The following is a 19,716-nucleotide window of genomic DNA, read 5'->3' as shown; positions in this document are numbered from 1 at the left end:
GCTCTACCGATAGGTATACAGTATAGGAGATCGCGGTGCGGTCGACGGTTCTCGCGAGCCTTCGTGCCGTGCTGTACGGAGTGTTCGCACACAGCCCAGCGCGCAGTCGGAAGAATCGGAGATTCGGTGCCCCGCAACGTTATCGACTGTCTCGTCAACGTCCACTTCGGCGAGACAGTGCAGCAGCCGGCGTGGATGCTCGCCGTGCGCGACGACTACTTCAAAGGCGCGGCGTCGATGTACGAGCCGGTCGACCTCGACGCCCTGCTCGACGAGATGGACGAGCAGGGTGTGCGCAAGGCGATCCTGATGAACTCGATCTCCAACCCGTCCAACACCGTCGTCAAGGCCGTGCAGGCGCACCCGGACAGGTTCACGATGTCGATGGGTGGTTTCGATCTGCTGCGGCCGGTCGCCCACCTGCGGGAGCTGACCGCGATGGTCGCTGACCTGCCGATCAGCTACGCCACGGTGGGACCGAGTTTTTGGGGCTACGGTCAGTATCCGCCGGGTGATGCCGTCTACTATCCGCTGTACGCCAAGTGCGCCGAACTCGAACTGCCGCTTTGCATCAACACCGGGATCCCCGGTCCACCGATCCCCGGCGAGGTGCAGAACCCGATCCATCTCGACCGGGTGTGCGTGCGGTTCCCCGAACTCAAACTGTGCATGATCCACGGCGCCGACCCGTGGTGGGACGTGGCGATCCGGATGCTCATCAAGTACCCGAACCTGCGGCTGATGACGTCTGCGTGGTCGCCCAAACGCCTGCCCGACAGCCTGCTGCACTACATGCGCACCCGCGGGCCGAACAAGGTGATCTTCGGCTCGGACTGGCCGGTTCTGTCCCAGCGCAGGGTGATTCCCGAGGCACGTAACCTCGACCTCCCCGAACAGGTCCTCGAAAACTATCTGTACAACAACGCGCAAGAGTTCTTCTTCGCCACCACCCCCGACGCCCAGCACCACGAACAGGAGCAGTGATGGATCGCTACGAACTCCGTCGCGAAGACTACAGCCTCACCACCGACCACACCGACCTGCAGACGGCGTTCGCCAAGCTCTTCCAGGCGCACAGCACCATCGATGCCGTGCGGGCGGCCGAGGCGACCGGTTTCGACGAGGCGCTGTGGAAGCAACTCATCGCCACCGGCGCCACATCGATGGCGGTCAGCGAGGCCGAGGGCGGCGACGGTGCGACGCTCGTCGACCTCACCCTGATCGCCGAGGAGGTGGGCCGCTCGCTCGCGCCGGTGCCGTGGATCGATCACGTGGTGTCGGCGCGGTTGCTCGCCCGGCTCGGCGCGCTCTCCGGTGATGACGAGATCATCTCCGGCTCGCGGATTCTCGCGCTGGACGCGGCCGGAAGCAATGGAGCCGCAGGCAAGCGTCTGGTGGCGCAGGCGGCGATCGCCGATGAGATCATCGTCCGCGAAGGTGATGATGTTGTGCGGCTGTCCTTCTCGGACAAGCCGGTCCGCGTGGAGAATATCGGTAAGCTGCCGATGGCATGGGTCGATCCGGCCGCCGCCGACTCGCGCACCGCCATCGCGAGCGGGCCTGAGGCCGTCAGGGCGTTCGAGCTGGCCGTCGATGAGTGGCGGCTGCTCACCGCGTCGGCTCTGGTGGGTCTGCTGGAGGCGACGATGCGCATCGCCGCCGAATTCGCCGTCAACCGCTACACCCTCGGGGTGCCGATCGCGTCGCTGCAGGGCGTCTCGCATCCGCTCGCCAACATCGCCATCACCGTCGAGAGCGGACGCAATCTGGCTCGCAAGGCGGCTTGGTTCCTCGAGAACGAGCCTGATGCCCGCGCCGAACTAGCCAGTGCTGCTTATGTATTCATGACCGATGAGGCCGCCAAGTCAGCGATCGTCGCGGTGCATACCCAAGGTGGTCTCGGTGTGTCCACCGAAGCGGCGGCGACGGCGTATCTGACTCGAGCCCGGGGTTGGCCGCTGGCCGGCGGTGATCCGGCCCGCGCTGCTGTGCGCGTCGCGCAGCTCGCCGCCGCCCGCGAAGTCGCCGCCCGCGAAAACGCAGAAGCATCCGCCTGAGCGCCGGACCCGTAAGAACAGGACTGACAAGACCATGGATTTCTCGAAAGTCGAACTCACCGAAGACGAAAAGGCGTTTCAGGCCGAGGTTCGCGAATTCCTCGCCACGCACGTCACCGACGAGGTGCGCAAACACGACCGCGACACCGGCGACAATTTCGACATCGGTGTGCACCGGGCGCTGGCCGAAAAAGGCTGGCTGGAAAAGGAGATCAAGGGCGCGGAAGGCTGGGAGGGAGGCTTTTCTCGCGTCGAATCCCGGATCTGGCATCTGGAACGGCGCAAGGCCGAATTCCCCTGGGTCACCTGGGGAACCACCGTCCTGATCGCACATTCGGTGGCGATGTTCGCCAAACCCGAACTGCGCGAAGAGGTTCTGCAGGGCATCTACGACGGTGACGTCCGGATGTGCCTGGGCTACACCGAACCCGACGGCGGCTCGGACGTGGCGACCTGCAAGACCCGGGCGGTGCGCGACGGCGACGACTGGGTCATCAACGGCTCCAAGATGTTCACCACCGGCGCGCATAACTGCCAGTACTGCTTCCTGATCACCAACACAGATCCGGACGCCCGTAAACACAAGAGCCTCACCATGTTTCTGGTGCCGCTCGACACCCCCGGCGTCGAGATCCAGCCGCTGTGGACGGTCGACGGCGACCGCACCAACATCGTCTACTACAGCGACGTCCGCATCTCCGACAAGTACCGGCTCGGCGAGGTCAACGAGGGCTGGACCGTGGTGCGCGAGCCGCTCAACAAGGAACACGGCGTGGTCGACGCCGTGATCGATGGCCTCGATGACGTGTCGATCCTGCAGCATCAGGGCGTGTACGTCGCCAAGGCCGCCGACGCGGTGGTGCGCGAGGTTTCGCAGGAGGGCCCCGACGGCACACGCCGCGTCGACGACCCGCTGGTGTCGGTGCGTCTGGGGCAGTCGCTGGCCAAGGTCGAGGCGGCCCTCGCCTCGCCGCACATGTTCGGCCGGGTGGCCCTGGCGCAGGCGATGCGCGATGTGTCGCCGGTGCTCATGGACATCGTCGGCCCCACGTCGGTGCTGCCCATCGACGAGCCGGGCGCCGACCTGAGCCGCGCCGAGTACGTGTATCGCTGGTCGCCGCTCACCGGCATCTACGGCGGCACGCTGGAGGTGTTCCGCAACATGATCGCCCAGTACATCCTGGGTCTGGGCAAGCCGGTCTACGCCGCCCCCAAGGCCCCCGCGGCGTCGTAACCGGGCGCTGCGCGACATAGGTGGAAGTTCCGTGCGCCATGTGCGCACGGAACTTCCACGTTTATGATGTGATCCGCTCCGTATTCGTGTCATGGTGGTGCGCATGAGCACGGTGAACGACCCCACTGCGGACGACTTTCATATCCAGGTTTCCAGCCGCGACAGCAATGAGTTGGCGACCGCCCTCGCGGCGTGGCTGCCTACCGTGATCGCCTCTCAGGCACCTCCGGTGGTCACCGCGGCGGGCGCGTCGGATGCCAACGGGATGTCGTCGGAGACCATCGCCGTGCAGGCGTCCTGGCCCGGCGACGACCTGCCGGACGCCCGGTGGATCCTCCGGATGGCCCCGGCGGCACAGGACGTCCCGGTGTTCCGGCAGTACCGGCTCGACCACCAGTACGAGGTGATGCGTCTGGTCGGCGAACTCACCGATGTCCCGGTGCCCACGGTGGTCGCCCTCGAACCCACCGGCGACATCCTGGGCGAGCCGTTCTTCCTGATGGAGGAATGCGCCGGAGTGGTGCCGCCGGACGTGCTGCCGTACACGTGCGGCGGCAACTGGCTGGCCGACGCACCGGTAGAACAGCAACGTGCACTACAGGATGCGACGGTGCGGGTGATCGCGGGTATCCACTCGGTCCCGGCCGAAACCTGCGGATTTCTCAACGAGACGATGCCGCAAGGGGATACAGATCTGCGCCGCCAATTCGTCTGGCTCGTCGACTGGTACGAGTTCGCGGCCGGCGATATCGGCCGGTCCGGACTCATCGACCGGGCCATCGAATGGCTGGAGAGCAATTTTCCCGAGGACGTGGCCGCGAGCGAATCGGTGGTGACATGGGGCGATGCGCGCATCGGCAACATCATGTACGAGGACTTCGTTCCCGCGGCCGTCCTCGACTGGGAGATGGCGCGGGTCGGTCCACGCGAAACCGACGTGGCGTGGTTGATCTTCGCGCACATGGTGTTCGAGGAGATCGCGACCATGCTCAACATGGGCGGGTTGCCGCATCTGCTACGTGAGGAGGATGTGCGGCAGACCTACCGCGAACTTACAGGTGTCGAGGTGGGCGACCTGCGGTGGTTCTATGTGTTCGCCTCGCTGCAATGGTGCGTGGTGTTCATGCGCACCGGGGCGCGTCGTGTGCATTTCGGGGAGATGGAAGCACCGAAGGAGATCGAGGAACTGTTCTACCATCGTCCGCTGATCGAGCGTCTGCTGTCGGAAGGAGCCTGACGATGCCCGCACCCTACGGACTCGGCCCCGCCGACGAGTTTCCCATTCACCAACTGCCGCAACCCATCGCGTGGCCCGCCAACTCCGACCGGAACTTCTACGACCGGTCGTATCTGAACGCACACGACCGTAGCGGCAACATCTTCCTCATCTCCGGGATCGGCTACTACCCGATCCTCGGGGTGAAGGACGCGTTCGTGCTGATCCGGCGCAGTACTGACAAGGGCGAATTCACCCATGCCGTCCACTTCAGCGACGCCATCGACAACGACCGGCTGCACCCGCACGTGGGCAACTACCGGATGGACGTCACCGAACCGCTGCGGCGCCTGCACCTGACCGTCGCCGACACCGAGGGCATCGCCGTCGATCTGGAATGGAACGGGCTGTTCGACGTAGTGCAGGAGCAGACCCACAAGATGCGGGCCGGCACCCGCGTCACCCTCGACGCCCAGCGATTCGCCCAGACCGGCACCTGGTCGGGGTCGATCACCATCGACGGCGAGGAGATCGCCGTCGACCCGGCCCTGTGGATCGGCAGCCGCGACCGGTCGTGGGGTGTGCGCCCCAACGGCGAACCCGAACCCGCCGGGCGGCCCGCTGATCCGCCGTTCGAGGGCATGTGGTGGAACTACTACCCACTCGCCTTTGACGACTTCCAGATCGTGCTGATCATCCAGGAGGAACCCGACGGCTACCGCATTCTCAACGACTGCACCCGGGTATGGAAGGACGGCCGCATCGAACAGTTGGGCTGGCCGCGGATCACCGTCCACTATGCCTCGGGCACAAGGATTCCCACCGGCGCGACAGTCGTGACCACCACCCAGGACGGCAGCCAGCTCACCGTCGAGATCACCTCGCTGCTGGGCGCACCGATCCACGTCGGCGGTGGTTACGGCGGTGACCCGGACTGGTCCCACGGCAAGTGGCTCGGCGAGAACTTCACCCGCCGTGTCGATTACGACATGAACGACCCGGCCGTAGCCGGGAGGATCCCGTTCGGCGTCATCGACCATGTCGGTCGTGCCGAATGCACCGAGGCCGATGGGACCGTCCGTGAAGGGTGGGGCCTGTTCGAACACGGCGCTTTGGGCCGCCACGACCCGTCGGGGTTTGCGGACTGGATATCGTTGGCGCCGTAGAGGTTTGGTTCGAGGTGGTGGCGTCAGGTGTCGAAAGGTCGCCGGACCCTTCGTGACCCTCGCTCCTTCGTCGCATCGGCCTCAGGGATCAAGAAGTTTGGTCCCGGCCAGGCAGATGTCGGCAGTTCGCACGTTGCTGCTTCGTCGCAACGGCCTCAGGGATCAAGAAGTTTGGTTGCGGCCAAGCATCTTGATCCCTGAGGAGCTGTCGCGCGAGCTTGCGAGCCGACCGCGTCTCGAAGGGTCCGGCGAGATGAGGCTCTTACAGGACGGCTCCAGAGACCTTGGCGTCGATGATCTTGTCCCAGTCGTAGCCGAGTTCGGTGAGGATCTCGTCGGTGTGTTCGCCGTGGCCGGGGGAGCGGGTCGGCTCGGGCGGGGTTTCGTCGAACTGGACGGGGGCGGCGACGGTGTGGAATTCCTCGCCCTTGTCGTCGGTGAGGGTGAGCAGGTAGCCGTTGGCCTGCACCTGCGGGTCGTTCGGTACCTCGGCAGGTGAGGCCAGGGTGCACCAGGCGCCGGTCTCGGCCTGGAAGATCTCGACCCACTCGGCGAGATCGCGTTCGGCGAACACCTCACGTAGCAGGGCGGTGGCCTCGACCTTGTTGGCGGTGAGGTTGGCCAGCGGGGTGAACCGGGCGTCGTCGGACAGTTCGGGACGGCCGATGCGCACGCAGAAGTCGGCCCAGTAGCGGTCGGCCTGCAGGAACATCAGCTGGAACCAGCGGCCGTCCTTGGTCTTGTAACGGTTGACCACCGGGTTGGGTGCGTCGCCGGCCTGCCACTTGGGCACGCCGTCGTTGCCGTAGTAGTCGGCGATCGCGATATCCGGTGCGACGGCCCACATGCCTTGCGCCAGCAGCGAACCGTCGACGATCGCGGCGTGACGATGCCGTTCGCGGTGGAAAAGCGCGGCGGACACACCGCCGGCGAGGGTGGCTCCGCCCTGCAGGTCGCCGAACGCGGTGGTCTGGGCGAACGGGAACTCCACACCGTCGGGGGTCAGGGCGAAGGCCACGCCGGCCCGGCCGGTGTAGGAAGTGCCGTCGAAGCCGGGCCGGTTGGCGTCCGGACCGCGCTGACCCTGGCCACTACCGCGGGCGATGATGATGTCCGGGTTGAACTTCCGCAGTTCATCGACGGTCAGATTCGCGCGCTCGAGCTGTCCGGGCAGCCAGTTGGTGAGGAACACGTCGGCCTGCGCGAGGAGCTTGCCGAAGATCTCCCGCCCGTCGGGACTCTTGATATCGATGGCCAGGCTGCGTTTGCCGTGGTTGCCGATCTCCATCACCGCGTTGGCGTTGACTCGGGAATCCTCGGGCCGCAGACCGCCGGAGACGAGGTAGCGTGCCGGGTCACCGCCCTTGGTGTCCTCGACCTTGATGACGTCGGCACCCCAGTCGGCGAGCATGGCGCCGGCGCATGGCACGTACGTCCACGAGGCCAGTTCGACGACTTTGACTCCGCTGAGCAGACCGGACATGTGTGGATTCCTTTCGCGGGCTTCCCAAACGTTTGTAGAGTACATACTGTAGCAGTTACAGTTGGCTATCCCGTCAGGGTTGTCAATATCGCTGGACGGCCCGGTTGGCGCAGGTCATCGGGTTGATCGGGGTGCACGAAAGGCCGTGTCCCACAGCGTATCCGTATACAGCCGGTTACCCGCCGGGAGAGGGAAGACAAGTGAGTGACACGGAAGTGCAGACGCCGACGAGCGTCGAACTCGGTCGCAGGGTGGCCGAGCGTGCCGAACGACGGCTGCTGATCGACGGCAAACTCATCGAGGCCGCCGGCGGTGCCACCTACCCCAACGTCAGCCCGGCCACCGGTCTGGTCCTCGGTGAGGCCGCCGCGGCCACGGCCGACGACATGCGCGCCGCCATCGCCGCCGCCCGCCGTGCCTTCGATGAGACCGACTGGTCGTCGAACAGGGAACTGCGCAAGCAATGCCTGACGCAACTACAGGCCGCCCTCGAATCGGAGAAGGAAGACCTCCGTGAGGAGATCATCGCCGAGGTCGGATCTCCCGACATGGCCACGCGCAACGCTCAATTGGACTGGCCGCTGCAAGAGGCGCTGAATTATCCGATCCGGCTGGTCGACGAATTCGAATGGGAACGCACCCTCGACGGTGGCGGGCTGTTCGGTGATCGCAATATCCGCAAGGTCGTCAAGGAGGCGATCGGGGTGGTCGCGGCCATCACGCCGTCGAACTATCCGATCGAGGTCATCCTCAACAAGATCGGCCCGGCCCTGGCCGCGGGCAATACCGTTGTGCTCAAACCGGATCCCAACGCGCCGTGGACAGGGCTGCGGCTGGGCCGGCTGATCGCCGAGCACACGGACTTTCCCGCCGGCGTCATCAATGTGGTCACCACCCCCGACAATGACGTCGCCGGAATTCTCGCCACCGACCCGCGGGTCGACCTGATCTCGTTCACCGGATCCACTGCCGTCGGAAAGCATCTCATGCGCGAGGCGGCAGAGACGATGAAGCGCGTCTTCCTCGAACTCGGTGGCAAATCCGCGCTGATCGTGCTCGACGATGCCGACCCCGGCAAGGCGGTCATGGGTGCGATGGGTACCTGTCAGCACGCCGGGCAGGGCTGCGCGATCAACACGCGGCTGCTGGTGCACAGGTCGCTGTACGACACCGTCATCGAACAGGTCAAATTCGCGTTCGGCCTTGCGCCAGTGGGTGATCCGGCCGATCCCGGTGTGCTCACCGGGCCGCTGATCACCGCCGCCGCCAAGGACAAGGTGCTGTCGATGATCGCGCAGGCGCGTGAGGCCGGTGCCGAGATCGTCTTCGGCGGTGGGGTGCCGGAGAACCTGCCCGAACACCTGGCCGACGGCCACTACGTGCAGCCGACCGTGATCACCCGGGTGGGCGCCGACACGCCGATCGCGCAGGAGGAGGTGTTCGGTCCGGTGCTGGTGATCATCCCGTTCGATACCGACGACGAGGCCGTCGCCATCGCCAACAGCACGCCATATGGGCTGGCCGGGGCGGTGCTGTCCGGCGACCTGGATCGCGGTCTGGCGGTTGCGAACAGAATCCGGACCGGTGCCATCGGTGTCAATGGCGGCATGTTCTATTCGGCCGACGCCCCGTTCGGCGGTTTCGGCTCCAGTGGTGTCGGACGTCAGTGTGGCACAGAAGGGTTCAACCAATATCTGGAGACCAGGACGATCGCCCACCGGGCGCCACGGTCCTGATCGGTAACAGCGCTTCATCTGAAAAAGGAACCGTATTCATGGGAAAGCTCGACAACAAGGTCGCCGTCATCAGCGGTGGTGCCCGCGGTCAGGGCCGCTCGCATGCGGTCGCCCTCGCCAAGGAGGGGGCGAGCGTCATCCTGCTCGACATCTGTCAGGACATCGAGGGCAACAACTATCCGCTGGCCCGCCGCGAAGACCTCGACGAGACGGTGAATCTTGTCGAGAAGGAGGGCGTGAAGGCGTACGCCATCGAATGCGATGTGCGTGAACGGTCCCAGACCTGGGATGCGGTCGCCGAAGGCGTGCGCGAACTCGGCCGTCTCGACATCGTCGTCGCCAACGCCGGTATCTGCCCGATGGGCAAACGCGCACCGTTGCAGTCGTGGTCGGACACCATCGATGTCGATCTCGCGGGTGTGTTCAACCTGGTGCAGGGCAGCCTGCAGCATCTGGAATCGGGGGCGTCGATCATCGCGACCGGTTCGCTGGCAGCGCAGCTCGGCGCGACCGGCAATCAGGGTGCGGGCGGTTCGGCGTACAGCCTGGCCAAGCAGGTCGTCGCCCGGTACGTCAACGACCTCTCACCGATCCTGGGCCGCAAGGGAATCCGCATCAACGCGGTGCACCCCACCAACTGCAACACCGACATGCTGCACAACGAGGGCATGTACGGTGTCTTCCGCCCCGACCTCGAACACCCGACTCTCGACGACGTCAAACCGGTGTTCCCGATGATGCATTCGCTCAAGGTGCCCTACATCGAGCCGCAGGATGTGTCGAATGCGGTGGTGTTCCTGGCCAGTGAGGATTCCCGATATATCACCGGCATGCAGCTGCGTATCGATGCAGGCGGTTACGCCAAGACCATTCCCTGGAAGGGCTGACCGACTGTGGCTGAAGTGATCGGATTCGTCGGCGCCGGGCAGATGGGTGAGCCGATGGTGCAGCGCCTGCTCGCCGCCGGCCACGAGGTGGTGCTCTATGCCCGACGCTCCGAGGTCCGGGAGAAGCTGGGCGCCGCGGGCGCGACGATCGTCGACTCGGTGGCGCAGGCCGCATCGCGTGCCGACGTACTGATCCTGTGCCTGTTCTCTGACACCCAGCTGTCCGAGATCGCTCAGGGCCCTGACGGTTTCATGGAGAACGCCAAGCAGGGCAGCGTCGTCATCTCGCACACCACCGGCAATGTCAGCACATTACAGGGACTGGTCGAGAAGTATCCGGACGGACCGACGATTCTCGACGGCCCGATCAGCGGTACCGCCAAGGACATCGCCAAAGGTGTGCTGACGGTGCTGCTCGGCGGTCCGGAGGCGGCGGTCAAGCAGGCCGAGTCGGTGGTGCTGGCCTATTCCAAGGAGGTCATCCGCACCGGCGACCTCGGTACCGCGCTCAATCTGAAGCTGGTCAACAACATCCTGTTCGCGGCCAACGCCCAACTCGCCGCCGCGGCAGTGGAACTCGGTGCCAAACTGGGTATCGAGTCGGCGGATCTGCTCAATGCGATCGGGCATTGCAGCGGCCGCAGCTACGCGGTCGGCGCGTTCAAGGGGCTCGGCGACGTCGAGACGTTCAGCAAGATCGCCGGTCCGTTCCTGCGTAAGGATGTCAAGGCCGCGGCGCTGGCCGCCGCCGATTCGGGTGTGGACGTCGGGTGGCTCAAGACGGTGGTCGATGACGGACCGATCGAGTTGTCGTGACGGTGACGCAACTGCGCGCCGCCGGGTCCGGGGATGATCATGCCCCGGATCCGGCCGGGGCGAGCGTAGCGACGGGGGATGTCGGGGCGAGCGTAGCGACGGGGGATGTCGGGGCGAGCGTAGCGACGGGGGATATGGCGGCGTCGTTGCAGGGACTTCTCGACGCCCAGCGGGCCGCGCACCTGGCCGATCCGATGCCGTCGGTGGCTTTGCGCCGCAACCGTATCGACAGGTTGCTCGCGCTGGTGCTGGAGAACTCCGATCAACTCGTCGACGCGATCGTGGCGGACTTCGGGTCCAAGTCGCATACCGCGACTCTCTCGACCGAGATCGTCGGCATGATCGGGAATATCGCGCACACCCGCAAGAACCTCAAGAAGTGGATGCGTCCACGAAAAGCGTTGCGGGGAAGCAGGATCACCCGTCTCAGTGCCGAGGTGGTACCGACTCCGCTCGGCGTCGTCGGCGTCATCGGGCCGTGGAACTTCCCGCTGCACCTGGTCATCATGCCCACCGCCGCCGCCTTCGCGGCGGGCAACAGGGTGATGATCAAGATGTCCGAGATCACCCCGAACACCGCCGAAACACTGAAGTCTCTGGCGGACAAGTACTTTGATCCGATCGAACTGGCCGTGGTGACCGGTGACCTGCCGGTGGCCACCGCGTTCTCGGAACTGCCGTTCGATCACCTCTTCTTCACCGGCTCACCCGGCGTGGGCAAGCGCATCCAGGCCGCGGCGGCGGCCAACCTGGTGCCGGTGACTCTCGAACTCGGCGGCAAGAATCCGGTGATGGTGTCCCGCGACGCCGACATCGTTGAAGCCGCGCAGCGGATCGCGCTGGGCCGCATGGCCAACGGCGGTCAGGTGTGCATCTGCCCCGATCACGTGTACGTGCCGGTTGAATCGCTCGATGTATTCGTGGCGTCGGCCGTCAAGGCGTTGCGTAAGCATTTCCCGACCGTCACCGACAATCCCGACTATCCGTCGTGCGTGAACGACGCCAACTACCGGCGCGTCCGGGGGCTGGTGGACGATGCCCGGGACAAGGGTGCCAATATCACGGTGGTCGCGCCGGTCCACCAGGTGGATCCCGACCCGGATACGCGCAAGATCGCGCCGACTCTGGTCACCGGCATCACCGATGACATGACGATCGCCGGTGAGGAGATCTTCGGGCCGGTCCTCGGCATCTCCACCTACACTCGCGTCGGCGAGGTCATCGACGCCCTGGCCGGCAAACCGGCACCGCTGGTGGCGTACTGGTTCGGTCCGGACACCGCCGACTTCCGCGACTTCGTGCGCCGCACCCGCAGCGGTGGCGTGGCGCGCAACGAGTTCGGCATCCATATGCTGCCCTCGGACGCCCCGTTCGGCGGTGTCGGCAACAGCGGGATGGGTGCCTATCACGGCAAGGCCGGATTCGATCGGCTCTCGCATGACCGGTCGGTGGTCGGTACGGACCTGCCGATGCGTATCACCACGTCAAGTGCGGTTCCACCCTTCGGGACCGCGGCACGCAAGGGGATGGACCTCATGCTGCTGCGTGAGCGCAGACGTGTTCGCCGACGATTGCGCATGGTATGAGATATAGCGACCATGCTTCGTCGTACAGGTCACATAGGTGCTTGCCGAGAGTACCCATCACACAGGCTTGCGGGTAGGGAAATGTCATGAGTATTGCGATATTGCTGGAAATGCCGGTGTCGATGGACCCGGACAAGGAAGCGATCGTCGACGGCGATCTGCGGCTGACGCTGGGGCAGGTCGACGCGCTGGTCAATAGGGCCGCCGCCCGGATCACGGAGTCGGGTGCCCAGTGCGTCGCCTATGTGGGCACCGGTGGGGCGGCGATGCCGGTGCTGCTGTTCGCATCCGCGCGGGCAGGGGTGCCGTTCGCGCCGCTCAACTACCGGCTCACCACCGACGCGCTGGTGGAACTGATCGAGCGGCTGCCCGGCGCGGTGGTCGTCGCCGATGCCGACTACGCGGCTGTCGCCGCTGCCGCGGGCGTTCCGGTGCTTGACTCGGCCGACTTCCTCGACGTCGGCGCAGCCTCCGGAGCTGAGGCCCCGGCAGGCGACGTGGACCCGGATGCGCTCGCGGTGGTGCTGTTCACCTCCGGCACCACCTCCAAGCCCAAGGCCGTGGAGATCACCCACGCCAACCTCACCAGCTACGTGATGGGCACCGTCGACTTCGCTTCCGCCGACCCGGCCGACGCCGCCCTGATCTGTGTACCGCCGTACCACATCGCCGGCGTGAGTGCGGCGCTGTCGAACCTGTACGCGGGCCGTCGCGCCATCTACCTGCAGCGCTTCGACCCGGCCGCCTGGCTGCGCCTCGTCCACGACGAGGGAGTCACCAACGCCACTGTGGTGCCCACGATGCTCGACCGCATCATCGCCGCCTACGAGAAGGACCCGGTCGAGCTGCCCACGCTGCGCAACCTCGCCTACGGCGGTTCCAAGGTGCCGCAGCCGCTCGTGCGCCGCACCCTCGACCTGCTCGGCGACGTGGGCCTGGTCAACGCGTACGGTCTCACCGAAACCAGCTCCACCATCGCGGTTCTGGGTCCCGACGATCATCGCGAGGCGTACGGATCGGACGATCCGGCAATCGCCCGGCGCCTGGGTTCGGTGGGTCGCGCGGTGCCCGGCATCGAATTGCAGATCCGTGACGCCGACGGCACGGTGCTCGGTGCCGACGAGACCGGTGAACTGTTCATCCGTGGCCCGCAGGTATCGGGTAAGTACACCGGTATCGGATCGGTCCTCGACGCCGAAGGCTGGTTCCCCACCAAGGACATCGCGAGCATCGACGCCGACGGCTACCTGTTCATCGGCGGCCGTTCCGACGACACCATCATCCGCGGCGGTGAGAACATCGCCCCCGCCGAGGTGGAGGACGCGCTGGTGGAGCACCCGCAGATCCGTGAGGTCGTCGCGATCGGTGTCGCCGATCCCGAATGGGGACAGGCGATCGTGGCCGTCGTCGTGCGTGAGGACGGTGTTACCGAGGCCGATCTCGACGCCGACGCCGTGCGGGAGTTCGCCCGTACCAAGCTGCGTGGCTCCCGCACCCCCGACCACGTGGTGTTCCGGGACGAACTACCCTCTACCGCAACAGGAAAGATCCTCCGCCGCGTGCTGGTGGACGAATTGACCCCCGCTACAGCGGAATAGCAGCCCGAGAACTTAGGAGTAGACGAATGGTGAAGAACGGAACCCGCTTCGAGAGCCAGGTGTGCGACACCCAGGTGATCGTGATCGCCGCCGCCGACAGCCTCGACGACCTGCGCTGCGGTGGCGCGCCGATGATCGCGGTCGGCGGCGAGAAGGACGCCGGCGCCACGCTGAACGAGGCGTTCGCCGACGGCGCGGTCCTCGGCAAGCGCTACGTCGACGCCGACGGAGCCGAGGTGCTGGTCACCAAGGCAGGCAAGGGTTCGCTGTCGGTCGGCGACACCCTGCTGGTGTTCAAGGAATCCAAGGCCCTGCCGTCCAGCGACTGAGGCTGGGGGATCCGACCTAAGTCATGAGCAATGTCGCTGTTATCGGGGCCGACCGGGCCGTATCGGTTCAGTCCACCGCCGACGTACCCCTCACCGCCGACGAGGTGCGTGTCGACGTCGCCTACTGCGGCGTGTGCGGGTCGGACCTGCACCTGTTCTTCGACACACCCGAGCCGATGACCGGGCATGTGCTGGGCCACGAATTCTCCGGCACCATCAGCGAACTCGGGTCCGGTGTCGAAGGCTGGTCGGTCGGCGACAACGTGGTGGTGCTGCCCATCGACGAGTGCGGCGAGTGCCTCGCGTGCCGGCGGGCCGACGGCACCGGCGTCTGCGTGGCCGGCCTGACACAGGGACCGGGCCTCGGACGTGCGGGTGCTCTCGCCGAATCGGTGGTGGTTCCCGCGCGGATGCTGTTCGCGGTGCCCGACAGTCTGGACCTGCGGACCGCAGCCCTCACGGAACCGTTGGCGGTGACCCTGCGCGGGGTATGGCATTCGGGTGCCCAGGCCGGTGACAGCGTTGTCGTGATGGGAGCCGGCCCGATCGGGCTGCTGGCGACGCAGGCGCTGCATGCCCGCGGAATCACCGATGTGCTTGTGGTGGAACCGAATCCGGATCGCCGCCAGCTTGCCGAACGATTCGGGGTCGCGGCTACCGCGCCCGACGACCTGTTCGCGCGGGCGGCGCAGCTCGCGGGTCCGGTACGGGCCGTGCTCGACTGTACCGGTAATGCGGCGGTGCTCGCGCACTCGCTGAGTGTGCTCGGCTACGCCGGAACCGTCGTCATCCTCGGTATCACCGTCGAGGCGTCCGAGATCTACACGATGCTGTTGGCCGTCAACGAGCTGACCATCGTCGGCTCCACCGCGTACAGCCGCCGTGACTTCGCCGAGGCGCTCGACGCCCTCGCCTCCGGCCGCGTCAATTCCGATGCCCTGATCACCTCGGTCATCGGCCTCGACCAGGTCGACGCCAAACTTCACGAACTCGCATCCGGAACGAGCCCGGACGTCAAGGTGCTGGTGCAGCCGGGTCTACTTGAATCATGATTCAAGTAGGGTTAGCCTGCGAAGGAACCCAACCGTCCCGTAGGAGGCCCCCGATGTCGTGGTCGTCGAACGAAATTCATCTCGCGAACCGTCCCACCGGATACCCGGACGACGACACGTGGAGTTCGGCGACCGTTGAGGTGCCCGAACCGGGTGAGGGCGAGTTGGTGGTGAAGGTCGACTACATCTCCCTCGACCCGGCGATGCGGGGCTGGCTCAACGACGTGCGGTCCTACATTCCGCCGGTCCAGATCGGTGAGGCGATGCGCGCGATATGCACCGGCAGCGTCGTCGCGTCGCGGCATCCCGACTTCGCCGTCGGCGACACCGTCGCGGGCACCTTCGGCGTCGTCGAGTACGCGCTCAGCAACGGCACAGGTGTCTACAAGATCGACCTGGGCGTCGCCGGTGCCCCGACTTGGCTTGGCGCACTGGGCATGACGGGCATGACCGCGTATTTCGGGCTGCACGACGTGGGCCGCATCAAGGCGGGGGAGACGGTGCTCGTGTCGGCGGCCGCGGGTGCGGTGGGCAGCGTCGTCGCCCAGCTCGCCAAGGCCGAGGGCTGCCGCGTCATCGGCATCGCCGGCGGCCCCGGCAAGGTGGCCTGGCTCAAGGAGATCGGCCTCGACGACGCCATCGACTACAAGAACGAGAACGTCCTCAAACGACTGCGCGAGGTCGCACCCAAGGGCATCGACGTCTACTTCGACAACGTCGGCGGCGACATCCTCGACGCCGCTCTGGCCAACCTGCGGCGCGGTGCCCGCGTCGTCATCTGTGGCGCTGTCGCGGGCTACAACGACGAGGCCCTCCCGCCTGGCCCCAAGCGCTACATGTCGCTGCTGGTCTTCCGGGCCACGATGACCGGTTTCGTCGTCTTCGACTACGAGGACCGCTACCCCGAAGCCGTCGCCGCCATCTCCGCGATGATCGCCGACGGCCGTCTGGTCGCCCGCGAAACGACCCTCGACGGCGGCGTGCAGGCCTTCCCGGAAGCGCTGCTCGGCCTGTACGCAGGCGTCAACACCGGCAAACTCGTCCTCAAGGTCTGACCGGCGGGGCGTCGCCAAGCGGAGTCGAGGTGCAAAGTTGATTTGGCATCTGGAGCAAAGTGCAAAGTAAAACGTCGTTTTACTTTGCACCTGCAAAGTGAAACGACGTTTTACTTGCTACTTTGGGCATATGGATGCAGCCAAGTTCGTCGACGGAGCGTTCGGTCGCCCGGCCATAGGTGTCGGGGCAGCGTCGTTCACCTACTACCGGCCGCATCCGATCCCTACAGATATCGATCTCGCCCCCCTCACCGTCTTGGCACTGTCCGAGGCCGATGCCGCGCTGGGACTCTTGAACGGACTGGGCAGGCTGATCCGTGATCCGGAGATGCTGCTCGGATCGTTCGTTCGAAAGGAGGCGTTGGCGAGTACCCGGATCGAGGGCACCAACGCCTCGTTGTCGGAGGTTCTCGAAGCCGAGGCCCGTGACGGCGGACCGGTCACTGACGACGTCGCGGAGGTCGAGCGCTATCTGGCTGCGACCGACCTGGCCATCTCTTTGACGGCCGACTTGCCGATCACCGAACGTCTGATCAGGCAGGTGCACGCCGAACTTATGGCGGGTGTACGGGGGCAGGAGCGTCACCCGGGCGAGTTTCGGCGCTCACCGGTATGGATCGGTGCGGCCGGTGCGACTCCGAATTCGGCGCGGTTCGTGCCGCCGCTGCCCGAGTACATCGGTGAGCTGATGACGGACTGGGAGAACTACGTCAACCGACCTTCACAGGTGCCGACGTTGGTACGCGCGGCCATGTCGCACTATCAATTCGAGACCATTCACCCGTTCCTCGACGGCAATGGGCGTATCGGGAGGCTTCTGGTGGGACTCTTTCTGATGTCGACGGGGCGTCTCACCCGACCTCTGCTGTATCTGTCCGGTTACCTGGAAGCCAACCGGAGCGAGTACTACGAACGGCTCCAAGGTATTCGTGAGCGCGCAGAGGTTCAAGAGTACTTGCAATTCTTCTTCGTCGCCGTTCGGAGACAGTCCGAGGATGCGGTCTCGAGAGCGGGTCGCCTCGTCGAACTCAGGGAACGCTACTACCGGCAGGTGGAGATGGAGCGATCGCGTGTGGCAGCGCTCATCCCCCTCATCTTCGGTACGCCGTTCATCCATGCGCGCCGAATCGAGCTGTCGTTCGCGAACTCCGGCGGTCCGATTACGACGCAAGGTGCGCGGAACCTGCTCGCAAAGGCGGAGGAACTGGGCTGGGTCTCCCGGTACGGAGGTCTGGGAAAGGGTTCCCGCACTGTCTATTTGGCTCGCGACGTCTTCGAGATCATCGAGGCCCCAACGAATTACGAGCAATAGATTTCCGGGCTCAGCTCCAGATCTCGATGAGTTCGTCGGTGGTGACGACGGTGCTCAGGAGCGAGAGGGTGTTCTTGAGGATGGCTCGGCCGTAGTCGGTGGGGATGCCGGCGACGGCGTCGCTCGGGAGTACGACGTCGTAGGACTTGTTGACCGCGTCCATGATGAAGTTGGGGATCGCCACGTTCAGCGAAACACCGACTGGGACGATCGTTGTCACGCCCAGGTTCCGCAGGACCGAGTCGAGGTCGGTACCGCACATCGGGCCGAGGCCGTGCAGTCGGGTGAGCACGAGGTCCGACGGCTCAGGACCGAGTTCGGGTACGACCGCGGCGCCGTGGCTACCGGGCTCGGCCGACAGTGTCTTGGCGCCGTAGGCGAAGAGGGCGGCGTTGTGATTGGAGCCGCGGCCGTCGGCGCGCCGGGTCACGACGCAATGGATGACGCTGACGCCGGCCGCCCGCGCCACCGGAAGCAGCCGCGCGATATTGGGCACCGCCTCGCGTTGTGCTTCCTCGGCGAGCGCGGCCAGTCCCGCATTCGCGCCGACCACCGCCTCCTGGCATTCCTGTGTGACGATCGCGGTGTGTGCAGGCCGGACGAGCTCGGCAAGGGGTCGTGCCACCGTGGGCTCCGTATCAGTTGGTGTGCAAGGCTACTGTTGAACCAATAGTAACCATCTCAGTACTGCGCTCGACGCCGTTCCGGTCGTCGGCCGCAATCTCACACGGATCCAGCCATCACGCGAACCTTCGTGAGATTAGCGGTGGCCTAATCTCACAAGGAATCGCAGTTTTGGTAGATCCTTGTCAGATTAGAGGTGCTCTAATCTGACAATCGCCTGGTGGTGGGGGCGGAGTTGTTCGTGAGCTTCATCGGGGTCGATCGACGTCGCGAGCTTGAGTAGATGGTGCAAAGTGTCCTCGACAGTGCCGATGACGGGCGGATCGCCGTCACTCGGGAGAGCCAGTCGGTGGACTTCGGTGTCGGTGGGGCCGGGGGTGATCGCGTTGACGCGGATTCTGTTGTCCGGCAGACGAGCCGTCGGGCATGTCGATATGACTCAACTACCGAGGTGGTCGATCAGCGTGCGGGGTACGGACATTACGTCGCAGCGCCCGCGCCCACCGTCTCCTCGGCTTTGCTCGGCGGGTCGCCGGGACGCCAGTCGGCGTCGACGTCGTAGAACTGCAGTGCCCAGCGGCGCATGGCCATATACGGTTTGGCGTCGATCCGGTCGAGCGGGGGGCGCTCGACGTACTTCTGGTAGCGCCAGATGCTCAGGTCGTCCCACACCGTTTGCAGGAAACGCTTTTCCACCAGCTTCTGGACTTCCGGCGGTGGTACGTCGGAGGTTTCGCCCTCGGGCTTGGGCCACCAGATCGTGTAGAACAGGTCGGACTTGCCCTGGTCGGTGGGGGTGCAGGCGAAGATCAGCCGATGTTGTTGCACGCCTTCGAAAGCGGTGATCGCGTAGCCCAGACCGGCGATGTGGCTGTGCACGCGCAGCGACATCGCGTTCGGGTCCTCGCTGCTCACGTCGGGCCAGCCGGTGAGGAACTGCCATTCGTTGTCCTGGATCTCCCACTTGAGGCAGACCGGGGTGACGGTGGCGTGGTGAACGTAGCGGAAATGTGCACTGTCCGGGGCGTTTTCGGCGACGATCTGCGGGTGGACGTTCTCGTTCTCGCATTTCACCGAGAACTCCGGATACGACCGGTAGTACTTGTCCGGAGTGTCGGTGACCTCGGGGAACTTTGAGAAGATATCCGGTGGCGACCAGCGGGGTGCCTCGCCGTGCGGGTGATACCACATGAACACGACGCCATACTGCTCGTGAATCGGATACGACCGCAGCCGCATCGTCTTCATCGTCCGCCCGGGCTCCGACGGCATATATGCGTGCCTGCCATCGGGTCCCCAGCGCCAGCCATGGAATGGGCATTGGATACAGTCGCCGACGACCTTGCCGCCGTAGCCGAGGTGCGCGCCGAGATGCTTGCAGTTGCCGGTGAGTACGTGGATCTCACCGTTGTCGTCGCGGTAGCCGACCAGGTCCTCGCCGAAATAGTGCAACGGCCTGGTCTGGCCCTGCTCGAACTCCTCGGACCAGCCGATCACATACCAACCGGTCGCGAACCACGTGAACGGAACTTCCATGGCGATACTCCTCTGTGCGGGCTGTTAAG

Annotated in this window: 17 protein-coding genes; 14 read left to right on the top strand and 3 right to left on the bottom strand. The window is 65.4% G+C overall.

Annotated elements, in window-relative coordinates; genetic code table 11:
• Nucleotides 1-126: 126 nt before the first annotated feature.
• From KDB67_RS13985 to KDB67_RS13965, 5 genes are all read left to right on the top strand, one after another.
• Nucleotides 127-984: an amidohydrolase family protein gene (locus tag KDB67_RS13985; RefSeq protein ID WP_291016665.1), complete on the top strand. Its 858-nt coding sequence runs from the start codon at nt 127-129 to the stop codon at nt 982-984.
• Complete coding sequence (locus KDB67_RS13980) at nt 984-2,057, top strand: acyl-CoA dehydrogenase family protein (RefSeq protein WP_291016662.1); 1,074 nt, start codon at nt 984-986, stop codon at nt 2,055-2,057. Before KDB67_RS13985 ends, KDB67_RS13980 begins: the two co-directional genes overlap by 1 nt.
• 34 nt (nt 2,058-2,091) lie before the next feature.
• Nucleotides 2,092-3,291, top strand: coding sequence for an acyl-CoA dehydrogenase family protein (locus KDB67_RS13975; RefSeq protein ID WP_291016660.1), 1,200 nt, complete (start codon nt 2,092-2,094; stop codon nt 3,289-3,291).
• Between the two features lie 103 nt (nt 3,292-3,394).
• Entirely contained in the window at nt 3,395-4,528 is a 1,134-nt protein-coding gene (locus KDB67_RS13970) for a phosphotransferase family protein (protein WP_291016657.1), read from the top strand.
• Between the two features lie 2 nt (nt 4,529-4,530).
• Entirely contained in the window at nt 4,531-5,673 is a 1,143-nt protein-coding gene (locus tag KDB67_RS13965; RefSeq protein ID WP_291016655.1) for a hypothetical protein, read from the top strand.
• 262 nt (nt 5,674-5,935) lie between these two features.
• Here the strand turns inward: KDB67_RS13965 and KDB67_RS13960 are convergent, their stop codons facing one another.
• A complete protein-coding gene (locus KDB67_RS13960) occupies nt 5,936-7,156 on the bottom strand; it encodes a CoA transferase (RefSeq protein ID WP_291016653.1) in 1,221 nt (406 codons plus the stop codon).
• Between the two features lie 200 nt (nt 7,157-7,356).
• On the opposite strand from KDB67_RS13960, the gene KDB67_RS13955 reads away from it, so the two are divergent.
• The 9 genes from KDB67_RS13955 (at nt 7,357) to KDB67_RS13915 (ending at nt 17,527) form a co-directional block, all read left to right on the top strand.
• A complete protein-coding gene (locus tag KDB67_RS13955) occupies nt 7,357-8,892 on the top strand; it encodes an aldehyde dehydrogenase family protein (RefSeq protein ID WP_291016652.1) in 1,536 nt (511 codons plus the stop codon).
• A 38-nt stretch (nt 8,893-8,930) separates the two neighbouring features.
• A complete protein-coding gene (locus KDB67_RS13950) occupies nt 8,931-9,779 on the top strand; it encodes a mycofactocin-coupled SDR family oxidoreductase (protein ID WP_291016649.1) in 849 nt (282 codons plus the stop codon).
• Between the two features lie 6 nt (nt 9,780-9,785).
• Nucleotides 9,786-10,595 carry an NAD(P)-dependent oxidoreductase gene (locus tag KDB67_RS13945; protein WP_291016647.1) on the top strand — a complete coding sequence of 270 codons (810 nt, stop codon included), beginning with the start codon at nt 9,786-9,788 and terminating at the stop codon, nt 10,593-10,595.
• Nucleotides 10,592-12,181 (top strand): aldehyde dehydrogenase family protein, encoded by a 1,590-nt coding sequence (locus tag KDB67_RS13940; protein WP_291016645.1) that lies wholly within the window; start codon nt 10,592-10,594, stop codon nt 12,179-12,181. Before KDB67_RS13945 ends, KDB67_RS13940 begins: the two co-directional genes overlap by 4 nt.
• An 86-nt stretch (nt 12,182-12,267) precedes the next feature.
• Nucleotides 12,268-13,779 (top strand): AMP-binding protein, encoded by a 1,512-nt coding sequence (locus KDB67_RS13935; protein WP_291016642.1) that lies wholly within the window; start codon nt 12,268-12,270, stop codon nt 13,777-13,779.
• Between the two features lie 26 nt (nt 13,780-13,805).
• The gene (locus tag KDB67_RS13930) at nt 13,806-14,108 is read left to right on the top strand and encodes a hypothetical protein (RefSeq protein WP_291016641.1); all 303 of its coding nucleotides are present in this window, start codon (nt 13,806-13,808) and stop codon (nt 14,106-14,108) included.
• Nucleotides 14,109-14,131: 23 nt separating this feature from the next.
• On the top strand, nt 14,132-15,160 hold the full coding sequence (locus KDB67_RS13925) for an alcohol dehydrogenase catalytic domain-containing protein (protein ID WP_291016639.1): 1,029 nt from the start codon (nt 14,132-14,134) through the stop codon (nt 15,158-15,160).
• A 53-nt stretch (nt 15,161-15,213) separates the two neighbouring features.
• On the top strand, nt 15,214-16,215 hold the full coding sequence (locus tag KDB67_RS13920) for an NADP-dependent oxidoreductase (protein WP_291016637.1): 1,002 nt from the start codon (nt 15,214-15,216) through the stop codon (nt 16,213-16,215).
• A gap of 130 nt (nt 16,216-16,345) precedes the next feature.
• Nucleotides 16,346-17,527 carry a Fic family protein gene (locus KDB67_RS13915; RefSeq protein WP_291016634.1) on the top strand — a complete coding sequence of 394 codons (1,182 nt, stop codon included), beginning with the start codon at nt 16,346-16,348 and terminating at the stop codon, nt 17,525-17,527.
• 10 nt (nt 17,528-17,537) lie between these two features.
• On the opposite strand, the gene KDB67_RS13910 is transcribed toward KDB67_RS13915, so the two are convergent.
• A complete protein-coding gene (locus KDB67_RS13910; RefSeq protein WP_291016632.1) occupies nt 17,538-18,152 on the bottom strand; it encodes a cysteine hydrolase in 615 nt (204 codons plus the stop codon).
• Between the two features lie 479 nt (nt 18,153-18,631).
• Entirely contained in the window at nt 18,632-19,687 is a 1,056-nt protein-coding gene (locus KDB67_RS13905; RefSeq protein WP_291016630.1) for a Rieske 2Fe-2S domain-containing protein, read from the bottom strand.
• Between the last annotated feature and the right edge of the window lie 29 nt (nt 19,688-19,716).

Source organism: Gordonia sp. (in: high G+C Gram-positive bacteria) (assembly GCF_020438995.1).
GTDB lineage: Bacteria > Actinomycetota > Actinomycetes > Mycobacteriales > Mycobacteriaceae > Gordonia.
Note: the sequence above shows the minus strand (reverse complement) of the source record. Positions and strands in the feature narration are given on the sequence as shown.

Excerpts from the sequence above, each read along its gene's own strand:
- KDB67_RS13980 (WP_291016662.1), top strand. The coding sequence starts at position 984 with ATGGATCGCTACGAACTCCGTCGCGAAGACTACAGCCTCACCACCGAC.
- KDB67_RS13975 (WP_291016660.1), top strand. The coding sequence starts at position 2,092 with ATGGATTTCTCGAAAGTCGAACTCACCGAAGACGAAAAGGCGTTTCAG.
- KDB67_RS13970 (WP_291016657.1), top strand. The coding sequence starts at position 3,395 with ATGAGCACGGTGAACGACCCCACTGCGGACGACTTTCATATCCAGGTT.
- KDB67_RS13965 (WP_291016655.1), top strand. The coding sequence starts at position 4,531 with ATGCCCGCACCCTACGGACTCGGCCCCGCCGACGAGTTTCCCATTCAC.
- KDB67_RS13960 (WP_291016653.1), bottom strand. The coding sequence starts at position 7,156 with ATGTCCGGTCTGCTCAGCGGAGTCAAAGTCGTCGAACTGGCCTCGTGG.
- KDB67_RS13950 (WP_291016649.1), top strand. The coding sequence starts at position 8,931 with ATGGGAAAGCTCGACAACAAGGTCGCCGTCATCAGCGGTGGTGCCCGC.
- KDB67_RS13935 (WP_291016642.1), top strand. The coding sequence starts at position 12,268 with ATGAGTATTGCGATATTGCTGGAAATGCCGGTGTCGATGGACCCGGAC.
- KDB67_RS13930 (WP_291016641.1), top strand. The coding sequence starts at position 13,806 with ATGGTGAAGAACGGAACCCGCTTCGAGAGCCAGGTGTGCGACACCCAG.
- KDB67_RS13925 (WP_291016639.1), top strand. The coding sequence starts at position 14,132 with ATGAGCAATGTCGCTGTTATCGGGGCCGACCGGGCCGTATCGGTTCAG.
- KDB67_RS13920 (WP_291016637.1), top strand. The coding sequence starts at position 15,214 with ATGTCGTGGTCGTCGAACGAAATTCATCTCGCGAACCGTCCCACCGGA.
- KDB67_RS13915 (WP_291016634.1), top strand. The coding sequence starts at position 16,346 with ATGGATGCAGCCAAGTTCGTCGACGGAGCGTTCGGTCGCCCGGCCATA.
- KDB67_RS13905 (WP_291016630.1), bottom strand. The coding sequence starts at position 19,687 with ATGGAAGTTCCGTTCACGTGGTTCGCGACCGGTTGGTATGTGATCGGC.